This is a genomic window from Brevundimonas sp. KM4, from assembly GCF_000964075.1.
GTDB classification, from domain to species: Bacteria; Pseudomonadota; Alphaproteobacteria; order Caulobacterales; family Caulobacteraceae; genus Brevundimonas; species Brevundimonas huaxiensis.
Window position 1 is genome coordinate 1 of the sequence record NZ_JZRG01000045.1, and the last position, 12,173, is coordinate 12,173.

Annotated in this window: 8 protein-coding genes; 5 read left to right on the plus strand and 3 right to left on the minus strand. The window is 66.3% G+C overall.

Annotation, left to right across the window (positions count from 1 at the left end; translation table 11 throughout):
- Positions 1 to 269 precede the first annotated feature (269 nt).
- The 5 genes from VH88_RS15005 to VH88_RS15025 all read left to right on the plus strand — a co-directional run bounded on the left by VH88_RS15005 (position 270) and on the right by VH88_RS15025 (position 7,826).
- Complete coding sequence (locus VH88_RS15005; protein WP_231576708.1) at positions 270 to 494, plus strand: hypothetical protein; 225 nt, start codon at positions 270 to 272, stop codon at positions 492 to 494.
- Positions 495 to 680: 186 nt separating this feature from the next.
- Entirely contained in the window at positions 681 to 3,986 is a 3,306-nt protein-coding gene (locus VH88_RS15010; protein ID WP_082064539.1) for a helicase-related protein, read from the plus strand.
- Positions 3,987 to 4,123: 137 nt separating this feature from the next.
- Positions 4,124 to 5,482, plus strand: coding sequence for an alpha/beta hydrolase (locus tag VH88_RS15015; RefSeq protein ID WP_045811964.1), 1,359 nt, complete (start codon positions 4,124 to 4,126; stop codon positions 5,480 to 5,482).
- On the plus strand, positions 5,479 to 7,023 hold the full coding sequence (locus VH88_RS15020; protein ID WP_045811965.1) for a GMC family oxidoreductase: 1,545 nt from the start codon (positions 5,479 to 5,481) through the stop codon (positions 7,021 to 7,023). The genes VH88_RS15015 and VH88_RS15020 overlap by 4 nt, the downstream gene beginning before the upstream one ends.
- Positions 7,023 to 7,826 carry an SDR family NAD(P)-dependent oxidoreductase gene (locus VH88_RS15025; RefSeq protein ID WP_045811966.1) on the plus strand — a complete coding sequence of 268 codons (804 nt, stop codon included), beginning with the start codon at positions 7,023 to 7,025 and terminating at the stop codon, positions 7,824 to 7,826. Before VH88_RS15020 ends, VH88_RS15025 begins: the two co-directional genes overlap by 1 nt.
- A gap of 57 nt (positions 7,827 to 7,883) precedes the next feature.
- On the opposite strand, the gene VH88_RS15030 is transcribed toward VH88_RS15025, so the two are convergent.
- The 3 genes from VH88_RS15030 to VH88_RS15040 are packed head-to-tail and all read right to left on the minus strand — an operon-like array spanning position 7,884 to position 11,603.
- Positions 7,884 to 8,777: an SDR family oxidoreductase gene (locus VH88_RS15030; protein WP_045811967.1), complete on the minus strand. Its 894-nt coding sequence runs from the start codon at positions 8,775 to 8,777 to the stop codon at positions 7,884 to 7,886.
- Entirely contained in the window at positions 8,770 to 10,617 is a 1,848-nt protein-coding gene (locus tag VH88_RS15035; RefSeq protein WP_156146876.1) for a glycoside hydrolase family 15 protein, read from the minus strand. Before VH88_RS15035 ends, VH88_RS15030 begins: the two co-directional genes overlap by 8 nt.
- The gene (locus VH88_RS15040; RefSeq protein WP_045811968.1) at positions 10,614 to 11,603 is read right to left on the minus strand and encodes an SDR family oxidoreductase; all 990 of its coding nucleotides are present in this window, start codon (positions 11,601 to 11,603) and stop codon (positions 10,614 to 10,616) included. The genes VH88_RS15035 and VH88_RS15040 overlap by 4 nt, the downstream gene beginning before the upstream one ends.
- Positions 11,604 to 12,173: the final 570 nt, after the last annotated feature.

Here is a 12,173-nt window from a genome sequence, read left to right on the forward strand (position 1 = left end):
TCCACTTTTACGGGGGAAGATCACGACGGTTTTGGAGGTGAGCCACCTCAATTCGAAGAGGTTCTGTCGAGTCCATAGATCGCGCTAGCTCAATCACTTAGAGGCTTGGACCCTCTGGGCGGCGCCCATCGGGCGCGCTGCGCGTTGTCCCGACGATGAAGCAGCCCTTCCGATACCCTACGACTCCAGACGGCCGTTACTTCGTGGTGCGAGGCCGGCTTTGGCGATGCGCCAAGCCAGCGTTGTCGACTGCGGCGAGGGACGAACTGGTGCATGATCTGATGTCGGCGCGCCGGGCGGTGCGGACGGCCCTGGCGGCTGAGGATCCAGATGCTCTGGCCGCATCGCGGCGGAGCGTGGACAAGGCCAAGATGGGGCTGGGCGAGCGGGGGCCGGTTTGGTGGAGCGACGGCTCACCGGATCTCAATCGGCGCATGGTGCGCAACACCCCCTACGCGGATTGGTTCGCCAGTTTGTCCGAGACGCGCGAATGATGACAGCATTCCATCGTTTCGTTGCGGCTTAGGCCATGCGTTCGATACGGCCATGGCAGAAATAGCCGCCGCCCGGAAGGATCCCGCAAATCCGTTCTGAGGCGGTCCGTCGCGCTAGCAGCTGAAATGACAAGTTGGGGTACGAAAGCGGGCGCAACCCTCGGACGGCCTCGGGGTTGAGCCAGGATGAAATCGTCACCTGCCGACACCGATCTTTCCGCCACGGGCCTACAGGTCCTCGTTGGAGGGCCAGCGCCCGAGCAGGACGACGGCAAGCGTTGGAAAATGCCGGCGGCGGCCGTGGCGGCTGGACTTGCCGAGATGAAGACAAGGCGCTCGCAGGCCGTGGTGTTTATAGCCACCAGCGAACGCCGCGCCGATGAGATTGCGGCGGCGCTCTCGCCGATGGTGAAGGACGCCGAGGTGCTGGTTCTGCCGCCCTGGGACTGCCTGCCTTACGACCGCGCCGCGCCTTCGCGGGAAAGCATGGGGCGGCGGATGGCGGTCCTGGCCGCCCTGAACGAAGCCGGCGCAAGGCCTGTGTTCCTGGTCGCTTCGCCCGATGCGATCGTGCAGCGGACGCCGTCGCGCGAACGGATCAAGGCCCGCTTGTCGCTCGCGGCGGGCGAGGCGCTGGATCGCGAAGTCCTGGAGTCGTTTCTGACCGATACGGGCTATGCGGCGGATGAGCGGGTCGATGAACCTGGCGAGTACGCTCTGCTCGGCGCGGTGGTCGATGTCTTCCCGCCCGCGTCCGCCACGCCTTATCGCATCGCCCTGGACGAGGCGGACCGGATCATCGAGATCCACGCCTTCGATCCCGTGTCGCAGCGCCGGGGCGCCGAGATCGAGACGATCTGTCTGACCCCGGCGGCTGAGTGGAGCGACCGGTCGCTCGAGGATGATGAGGCCGATCATCAGGACAGGGGGCCATCGATCGATGCTGAGACCTCCACGACCCTGTTTGATTTCCTCGACAAGCCGATGATCCTGACCGACGTGGGCGTGGATGATCGGTTCGAACGCATTCGCGCGCATGTGGCCGAAGCCTATGACACGCGCCTGCGCTTCAGCGAGGGCGCGCGTCCTGCGAAACCCGACAGCCTCTATTTGACGGAAGAAGACCTTCGGCTGGCGTTGAAAGGCGCCAAACCCCTGAGCGTCGAAGGTTGGGCGCCGACGCCGGCGTTCGCATTGACGAAGTCGCCGGGACGGGCCCTGAAACAGTTCATTGCCGAGCGGCGCGAGGCGGGCGATCGCATTGTGCTGACCGGATTGCCTCATGAGCACAGGATCATTCTACGCCTGCTGCGTCGCCACGATATCGATACGCCCGTGACGCTCGAGAGCTGGAGCGCGATCGCGCCACTGCAGCCCGGGCAGATCGCGGTCGTAACCGCCGATCTGGACACAGGTTTCCGGCAATCGGCGACCGGTCTTGTCGTCCTGACGCCTTCGGACATCTTCGGCGGCCGGATCGCGCGTGCATCCGGCGACGCGAACAATGCGTTCGGAGAGACAGAACTGCGGTTGGACGATGTGGTCATCCATGAAGACCACGGTCTGGGCGTCCTGAAGGCTTTGGAACGGGTCGCTGCCGATGGCGTGGAGCGCGACGTTCTGCGCATCGAATATCATGGCGGAGGGACCATCCTCGCGCCGATTGAGGAGTTCGGCAAAATCTGGCGCTACGGCTCGGAGCCGGACGCGGTGTCGCTGGATCGGCTGACCACCCAAGGATGGCTCAAGCGTCGCGCCAAGGTCAGCGCGCAGATCGACGAGGCCGCAGCGGCCCTGTCCGCCCGGGCCGAAGCGCGTGCAGCGCTGAGGACCGAGCCGATCACCGCGCCGCGTCAGGCGCTGGCCCGGTTCGCCGCCGGCTTCGCCTTCCCCGAAACGACCGATCAGGCGCGGGCCATCGAGGCGGTCCTGTCGGACCTGGGGTCCGGCAAGCCCATGAACCGGCTCGTCTGCGGCGATGTCGGTTTCGGCAAGACCGAGGTCGCCCTGCGCGGTGCGGCGGCCGTGGCCCTTGCCGGCAGACAGGTCATCGTCGTCGCCCCGACCACCGTTCTGGCGCGCCAGCATTTCGAGGTGTTCAAGAGGCGGTTCAAGGACACGGACATTCAGGTCGGCCACCTGTCGCGCGCCGCAGACAGCGCGGAGGCGCGGGCGGTCAAGGCAGGGCTGGCGGACGGCTCCATGCGCGTCGTGGTAGGTACGCAGGCGCTGGCGTCGGAGGGGTTGGCGTTTTCCGACCTCGGGCTTGTCATCATCGATGAGGAGCACCGCTTCGGCGCGCAGATGAAATCTGCCTTGGCAGAGAAGGCGCCGCATCTGTTGTCGATGTCGGCCACCCCGATCCCGAGGACTTTGCAAAGCGCCATGGTCGGCATTCAGGACGTCAGCCTGATCGCTAGTCCGCCTGCGCGACGTCGGCCAATCCGAACCTTCATGACCCCGTTCGACGCCGGGGCGGTTCGCCTGTCGCTGATGCGCGAGAAGGCGCGGGGCGGGCAAAGTTTCGTGGTCGTGCCGCAGATCGAGGATATGGAACCCTTGGCGGAACGCCTGAAGGCTCTAACGCCCGAGCTGTCGGTGGTCTCGGCGCACGGCGACATGTCCCCGTCCGCGATCGACGAGGTTATGAGCCGGTTCTCCGACGGCGAGGGCGACGTGCTTCTGGCCACGAACATCATCGAGACCGGCCTGGATGTGCCGCGCGCCAATACGATGTTGATCTGGCGGCCGGACCGGTTTGGCCTGGCGCAGTTGCATCAGCTGCGCGGGCGTGTCGGCCGGGGGCGGCGACAGGGCTTTACCTATCTGCTTTCCGATCCCGAAGCGCCCATGGCGGCGGCGACGGAGGCGCGTCTTCAGACATTGGAGGCTCTGGACCGACTAGGGGCGGGCTTCGCGATCAGCGGGCGCGATCTGGACCTGCGCGGCGGCGGCGATCTGGTGGGCGAGGAACAGGCCGGACATGTCAGGTTGATCGGCTCGGCCCTTTACCAGGCCGTCCTGGCGCGGGCGCTCGCGGCTGCCAAAGGCGATCCCGATCCAGACCAAGCCTCTCCCAGCCTGAACGTCGGCGCGACAGGGCATCTGCCGGCGGACTACATCCCCGACGAAACCGTGCGCATCAATCTGTACGCTCGGTTGGCGCGCGCCACGACGGCGGAAGATGTCGACGCCCTGCGAGACGAGGCCGAAGATCGGTTCGGTCCTTTACCCGACCCGGCAGAGGATCTGTTCACCGGCCGTCGCTTGGCGGCGCTCGCTCGTGACGCCGGCGTCACGGAAATCGTGTCGGGACCGAAGGCGACGGCGTTGCGGATCGCGGCGGCGCGTCGGCCCGGCATGGAAGCGTCCTTGCCGTTGCGCGATGATCGACGCTGGTCCGAGGATCGCATGATCGTCGACGCCGCCAACGATCAACCGCACGACACGGCCTTCATTGAAAAGCTTCTGACCGAATTGGCGGCGGCTTGAGGCCAGGGCGGGTCTCAGCCTGTTTTGACGTTTGGGTTCTGTTTTGTTGGGAGCAATTCCGCCGCTGGCGCGCTGATCGACGACCGCCGACCGATCACGGCGGAGCCTCACGTCTCCGCTTTCGAAAAAGCCCCTGCATGCCCACAGACACTCGCCTCACTGTCGTCTTCCTTCATTCTCTTGGCTCGAGCCGCCACGATTGGGACGCGGTGATCGACCGGCTTGGCGATGAAGTGGTGACCGTCGCGATCGATCTTCCAGGGTTCGGGGACAGGGCGGGGGAAGGCTATGGCGATGTCCAAGCCGTGCTCGAGGACCTGAGCCGCCGCCTTACCGATCTCCATCTCCCGCGCTGGATCCTTGTCGGCCACAGCATGGGCGGCAAGTTTGCGACCTTGATCGCCGCGCGGGCGCATGACGGGGCGGCCGGTCTGAGCGGGTTGCTGGGCGTGGTGCTGGTCGCCGGATCACCACCCTCGCCGGAGCCGATGGACGAGAACAGGCGCGCGGATATGCTGACCTGGTTCGACGATCCGACAAGGATCGAGGATCGGGGACGCCAGTTCATCGACGCCAATACCGCCGCCGGTCTGCCGCAGGCCGCCTTCAATCAGGCGCTGGCCGATTTCACCCGAACAAACCCCGAAGCCTGGCGCGGATGGTTGGCCGAAGGATCGCGCGAGGACTGGTCCGGTCAGGTCGGCGTCCTGCCTTTCCCCGCCCTGATCATCGCCGGCGCGGAGGATGGCGATCTGGGCGAGGCGGCGCAGCGGCGTGTCAACGCCCCCCACTATCGCGCCGCTGACGTGGTGGTCGTGCCGGATGCGGGGCATCTGATCCCTCAGGAACAGCCGGACCGTCTTGCGGGCCTAGTTCTAAAGTTTGTCGAGAAAGTCGGTTCAGTCGCGTTGCCGCCAGCCTTCGTGGATCTGATGGCGTCCGATCGCGTGTCGGATCGCACGCGACGCTCCATGCTGGATCGTCACTTCGGTCCCAAGCCAGCTGACGGCGGCGTCCTGAACCCGACCCAGCGCGCCGTGCTGTCGGCGATGATCGCGCGCATTCTGCCTGGTACAGGCGATCCGGATGATTTGGCGCGACGTCTGGATGTGGGCCTCTGCAGCGGACAGGGCGACGGGTGGCGGTTCGTCGATCTTCCCTCGGACGCCGAGGCCTGGCGACGCGGGCTGGGTAAGATCGCCGCCATGGCACCGGAGTTCGCGACTCTGGCCCCCGGTCGTCAGGACGACATCCTGCGATCCATTTCGCAGGGCGAATGGGCCGGGCCTGGCCGGCTTTCGGCGGGCGCCATGAAGTTATGGTTCGAGGACGTCGTATCGGAGGCCGCGCGCCTGTGGATGTCGCTGCCGGCCACCTGGGCCCAGATCGGTTACGACGGCTTCGCCACGGGCGGCGAAGGCCGGTTTCAGGGCTACGACCAGACGGCGGCGGACCAGACCGAACCTTGGCGTCTGCCGATGGGGGGCGTGGGTTGAGCGCGCCTGCAAGGACGGCCGGCGAAACCGATGTCGTCATCATCGGCAGCGGGGCCGGCGGGGCTCCGATCGCGGCCAGGCTGGCGAAGGCCGGGCTGTCGGTCACGGTGCTGGAGGCGGGGCGGGCTTTCGATCCGGCTGAGCATACGCCCGACGAAACGACGGCAGACCTTTATTGGATGGAGGAGCGCCTCAGCGGAGGGCGCGACCCGACGGCCTTTGGGGCCAATAACTCGGGCCAGGGCGTCGGCGGCTCGCTGCTGCACTGGGGCGCCTTCTGCCCGCGACCCGATCCCCGTGATCTGAAGCTGGCGTCGGAGACGGGACGCGGGCGGGACTGGCCGTTCGGCTGGGACGAACTGAAATCCTATGTCGAGACTGTAGAGACGGTGATCGGAGTCTCAGGCCCGGCCGACTATCCGTGGGGCGGGCGACAGTTCGCCTATCCGCCCGTCCCGCGCAACGCCCCGGCGGACGCGATGGCTCGTGGCTCAAGGGCCGTCGGGCTGACCGTTACGGATGCGCCGGCGGCCGTGCTGTCCCGCGATCGCGAGGCGGGGACGACGCCCTACCGCATGGCCTGCGTCAACTGCGGCGCGTGCCACCAGGGATGCAGAACCGGCGCCAAGGGCGGCGCGGACAACAGTTTTTTGCCGATGGCCTCAGCCAACGGCGCCACGATCATCGCCAACGCGCGGGCGATAGGCGTCGAGCGTGACGCCGGTGGACGGATCAAGTGCGTGATCTATCGTCGCGACGGGCAGGATCATCGGCTGAACTGTCGAGCGCTGTTTCTTTGTGCGGGCGGTGTCGAGACGCCCCGCCTGCTGCTGAACTGGGGATTAGGCAACGCCGGCGGCGAGGTCGGCCGCAACTTCATGACCCATGTGGCGACCCAAGTCTGGGGGCGGTTCGACGCCGACATGTCCATGAACCGCGGCTATCCCTCTTCCTTGATCAGCGAAGACATGGTGCGTCCGTCGGGCGCGAACTTCTCCGGCGGCTACCTGATCCAAAGCCTTGGCGTCATGCCGGTCACCCTGGCGGGCGGGTTCGCGCGCGGCGCGGGCCTCTGGGGCGCGCCGCTGGTCGACACGCTGCGCAACTATCGCCGGCTCGCCGGGATCGGCATCAATGGAGAGTGTCTGCCGAACGACGACAATCGCTTGAGCTTGTCCGATGAGGTCGACGCCGTCGGGCTGCGCAAGGCGCGGATCGACTTCAGCTATGGCGAAAACGAGCGGCGTCTGGACGCCCATGCCCGGCGCGTCATGACGGAGATTTGGACCGCCGCCGGCGCTGAGGACATCTTCGCGGTGGCCCGGTCGGCGCACACCATCGGCGGCTGCCGGATGGGAGACAAGGCGGACGGGGCGGTCGTCGACGGCGACGGGTGCAGCGTCGAGATCGACAATCTGTACGTTTGCGACAACTCCGCCTTCCCCAGCGCGCTTTCGGCCAACCCGGCCTTGACCCTCATGGCCGTCGCCCTGCGCACGGCCGATCGCTTCCTCGAACGTCAAAGAACAGGAGATTTGTGATGGACCTCGGGATCAAGGGGCGGATCGCCCTCATTTCTGGCGCCGATTCCGGCATGGGCAAGGAGACGGCGCGGCTGCTGCTGGAAGCCGGCGTACGGGTCGCCTTGACCGACAAGCCCGACGGCACGCTGGATGAAGCCGTCCAGGAGTTGTCCGCCTTGGGCGAATGCATCGGCGTGACCGGCGACGTGACCAAGGCCGACGATGTCGAACGGCTGTGGGCGGAAATCCGAGACCGCATGGGCGATCCGGACATCTATGTGAACGCCGCGGGCGTGACCGGCGCGACCGGCGATTTCCTGGATGTCGATGACGCCGGTTGGCTGGAGACGCTGGACATCAATATGATGGGCGCGGTGCGGATGTGCCGCCAGGCCATTCCGGCCATGCGGCGTTCGGGCTGGGGCCGTATCGTCCTGTTCGCGTCGGAGGATGCGGTCCAGCCCTATGTCGATGAACTGGCCTATTGCGCCTCGAAGGCCGGCATTCTCAGCCTGGCGAAGGGTTTGTCCAAGGCCTACGGCTGCGACAATGTGCTGGTGAACACGGTCTCGCCCGCCTTCATCGCCACCCCGATGACCGACGCCATGATGAAGAAGCGCGCCGAGGAACGCGGCGAAACCTTCGACGAGGCGATCAAGAGCTTCCTGAAGGAAGAGCGGCCCGGCATGACGCTAGATCGCAGGGGCAAGCCGGAGGAGGTGGCCGCAGCCGTCGCCTTCCTGTGTTCGGAGCGCGCCAGCTTCATCAACGGCGCGGGCATCCGGGTCGATTCCGGCTCGGTCGCCACCATCGCCGGCTAGTCGTCCCGCCGAAAGAGAGACCGGCGGCGGGACGATCCCGCCGCCGGTTTGGTCTTGTCAGGCGACGCCCATGCCGCCGGTGACGCCGAACACTTCGCCGGTGATGTAGCTGCCTTCCTGCGAGGCCAGCAGAACATAGACCGGGGCGATCTCGACAGGCTGGCCCGGACGACCCAGCGGCACCTGTTCGCCGAACTTCATCACGGCGTCCTGCGGCTGTCCGCCGGACGACTGCAGGGGCGTCCAGAAGGGACCGGGCGCCACGACATTGGCGCGTACGCCCTTTTCGATCAGCTGCTTGGACAGGGCCTTGGTGTAGGCGACGATCCCGGCCTTGGTGGTGGCGTAGTCCAGCAGGATGGCCGAAGGCTCATAGGCCTGGATCGAGGCGGTGGTGATGACCGAGGCGCCCGCCGGCAGATGCGGGACGGCCGCCTGGGCGATCCAGTGCATGGCGTAGAGGTTGGTCTTCAAGGTCTTGTCGAAGTCTTCCGACGTCACCTGCGAGATGTCCTCACGATACTGTTGGCGGCCGGCGTTGATGACCAGAATGTCCAGTCCGCCCAGCTCCGACACGGCCTGTTCAACCATTTGTCGGCACCAGTCTTCATCGGTGATGTCGCCGGGCAGGTCGATAGCCTTGCGGCCTTCAGCCTCGATCAGGGCGATGACTTCGGCGGCGTCCTTGCGCTCGGACGGCAGATAGGAGAGGGCCACATCGGCGCCTTCCCGGGCATAGGCGATGGCGGCCGCGCGGCCGATGCCGCTGTCCGCGCCGGTGATCAGGGCCTTGCGTCCTTTCAGCTTGCCGGAACCCTGATAGCTGTCCTCGCCATGATCGGGCTTGGGGTCCATCTCGCGCGCTTCGCCGGGCACCGGCTGCGGTTGGCGTGGGAAGGGCGGCTTTGGATATTGCTCGCGCGGATCCTGAAGGGTCAGGCGATCAGTCATGGAACGTCTCCGTTTCGGGCTGGGGGAAAGGGGTCTGCGCCTTGCCGACGGCGGTCAGGGCCGTCAGATGCGCGAGGTGGCTGAGCCCCTGCGGCATGTTGCCGAGGTAGGCCCCGGTGTCCGGGTCGATCATCTCGGTCAGCATGCCCCAGCGGCCGCTGAGGGCTTCGCGCAGACCGTCGATGCGGGCGCGCGCCTTGTCCGGTTCGCCGAGCGTCGCCCAGGCTTCGGCGATCCAGAAGGAACAGGCGATGAAGCACCCTTCCTCGGCCTGCATGCCGGTGTAGCGATAATGGAAGACGCCGGCGCCGAGATGGCGATCCAGCGCCTCAAGGGTTGCGCGCAACCGATCTTCGCCGTCGAAACGGAAGCGCACGGCAAGGGCCAGGGCGGCGTCCAGCTTGTCGCTGCCCGGATACATGACGAAGGCCTGAAGGCTGTCGGACCAGCAATGCGTCTCGACCCAGTCGAAAATCCGGTCGCGCTCGCGCCGCCAGCGATCCCGGCATGTCGTCGGCAGTTGTCCGGCGTCCGCCAGTTCGACCGCACGGGCCAGGGCCTGCCAGCAGCTGATCTTGGACATGGTGTAGTGCTGCTGATCCTCCAGCTCCCACATGCCCGCGTCCGGTTGTCGCCAGGCGTCGGCGCACTGGTCCGCCAGTTCCGACAACTGCTGGGCGCTGGCGCTGTCGAGAATGTTGCCGCAGCCGACGAAGCGCGAGGCGGTCTCGAAAATGTCGCCGAACACGCCGTGCTGCGCCTGGTCGGCGGCACGGTTTCCGGTGACCACAGGACGCGAGCCTTTATAGCCCGGCATGTCCCAGTGTGTTTCCGGCGGCACGAGTGCGCCGTCTAGGCTGTAGCAGACCTTGGCGCCATGGCGCTTCAGCTGCATCAGCAGCCAACTGAAGGCGGCCTTGGCCTCGGCCTGGGCGCCGGCCGCCAGGAAGGCTTCGATCGTATAGCCGGCGTCGCGCAGCCAGGCGTAGCGATAGTCCCAGTTCTTGTCGCCGCCCAGACGCTCGGGCAGGGACGTTGTGGCCGCTGCGGCGATGGCGCCCGACGGAGAGTAGAGCAGCAACTTCAACGCCAGGGCGCTGCGAATGAAGTCGTCGCGATACAGGCCGGGACAGTTCAGACGCGCCGCCCAGTCCCGCCATTCCTGATCCGACAGGTCGATGCGGGCGTCGATCTCTTCGATGGACGGCACGACGAGCGGCTCATCCCGCCCGGCGACGATGGCCACTGTGCGACGCTCGCCTGCGCCGACAACGATGGTTCCGACAATGCCCTCGTCGGACCATTCGCAGGAGATGCGCGGATCGTGGACGAACAGGCCGAGGACCCGCTCGACATGGAAGACCGTGTGTTCGCCGATTTTGGAATGATACGGATTGGCCGTATCGCCCCGACGCCCCAAACGCATGTCCAGGGCGAAGGTCACTTCGCCCTCGAGGCCATCGATACGGCGGGCCAGCTCGCACCAGGGCAGGCGGCCGGCCGTGCCGCTGTTCAGGCTTTCGGTCAGGCGCGCACGGCCAGTGGCGGTGGTGAACTCGGTCTCCAGCACATTGCTGTCGGGGCGATAGCGGCGGGTCGCCGTGAAGGCCTCGGTCGGCGTGATCGAAAACCGGCCGCCCTCCGGATCCAGCAGGCGGTCGAAAAGCGGCGGCGCATCGATCGCCGGCACGCACCACCAGTCGATGCCGCCATCCAGCGCTGAAAGCGCCACCGTCCGGCCTTCGCCCAGAACGCCGTAGTCTTCGAGGGCGACGTAACCGTCGGGACGGAGCGTCTGTGACGAGCGCGCCGGATGGGGCGTGAAGGCCGTCTCTATCATCGTTTGGACGATCCGATCGCAAAGCCCGCCGTCACCGCAAGGCCGGCTAGGACACCGACCGCCGCGACCTTGATCGCCGCGATCTGGCGGCTGGACACGAAACCGATCCACGGTCTGACGACCCGTTCGGTGTCCGGACCGTCGATCGCCGCCGGACCGTCTTCGGGTTGATCGAGATTGCCGAGACGCGGCATTTGCAGTTCGCCCTGCTGCGCTGTGATCATCCTGGCGGCCTGCCGATCCGCCAGCGCCGGCAAGAACTGTTGCGCCAGCGCCATCAGCCATGTCGTGCGACCCACGAAGATCTTGCGGCTGGGCCGCTGCACGGCCGACCAGACGGCGTCTGCACATAAGCGGGGATCGAATAGGGGATCTGGAATGACCTGCGCCCGGTCGGTCCGGTTGCGTGACCACAAAGGCTGGGGCGTGTTGACGGCCGGCAGATAGACGGTGGTCAAGGTGACGCTGGAGGCTGCGGCGATCAGTTCGGCCCGAATGGCCTCGGTGAACCCGTCGACGGCCGCCTTGGCGCCGCAATAGGCCGCCTGCAGCGGGGCGGGGCGCAGCGCCAGTCCCGAGGAAATTTGGATCACCGCCCCTTTGTCCACCGGCCGCATTACCCGAAGCGCCGCGCGCGTTCCGTAGACCTGAGACAGATAGGTCGTCTCGACGACGCGGCGGTAGTCGGCGTCGGTCAGATCCTCATCGCGGCCGATGACCGTGGACATGGCGTTGTTGACCCAGACATCGATGCCGCCGAAAGCGTTCACGACATCGCGGCCAACCTGCTCCACGAACTCCGAATCGGACACATCGCCCGCCATGCCGATCACGCGATCACCCGACCGTTTCAACTGGTCAACGGCGTTGAAAAGCCGTTCAGCCTGTCTGGCGATCACCACGACCTGCCATCCGGCCCGGGCGAACCGGTCGGCGATGGCAAGACCGATGCCGGCGCTGGCGCCTGTGACGACGATGACCGGCATGGCGATCCTTCTGATTTCGAATGTGGAATGACGATCGCGGTTGCGGCCGAAGGGGAGGAGGCTCTGACAACGACACGTCCGGAGGAAGGTTGCCGTCTTTCCGGCGACCGGCGCTTAAGTCGCTCGTCAGCATTTTGATGCTGGCGCAATTCTTCGCCCATAGAGATGGACGGGCACGAGCATGCGGGAGGGCGGCAAACACAGTGCAATGTCATTCGCCGTCGAGCGGTGCGGTGCTGCTGGACCGAGCGGCTAAGCTTCGGATAGTTTCTCTCTGCTGAAGGCGGGGTGAAACGATGCGTGCAGCTTGGATCGGTGCGGTTGCTTTGGGCATTTTGGCCGGATCAGCGCCGAACGCCCTTGCGGCGGTCTCCCAAGTTTAGGCCGCGCCCCAAGAGGCGGCCCAGGGCGACGCTACAGTCGCTCTGACCTATGCGGCCGCTCAACAACGTGTTCGCTCCAACTCCAGTCTCGGTCGCGCTGCGGGCTATGGGATGCAGGCCGCCAGGGCCCAGGCGGATGTGGCTGCCGGGCTAAATCGGCCGGCCGTAGCGCTCGATGCTCAGTTGA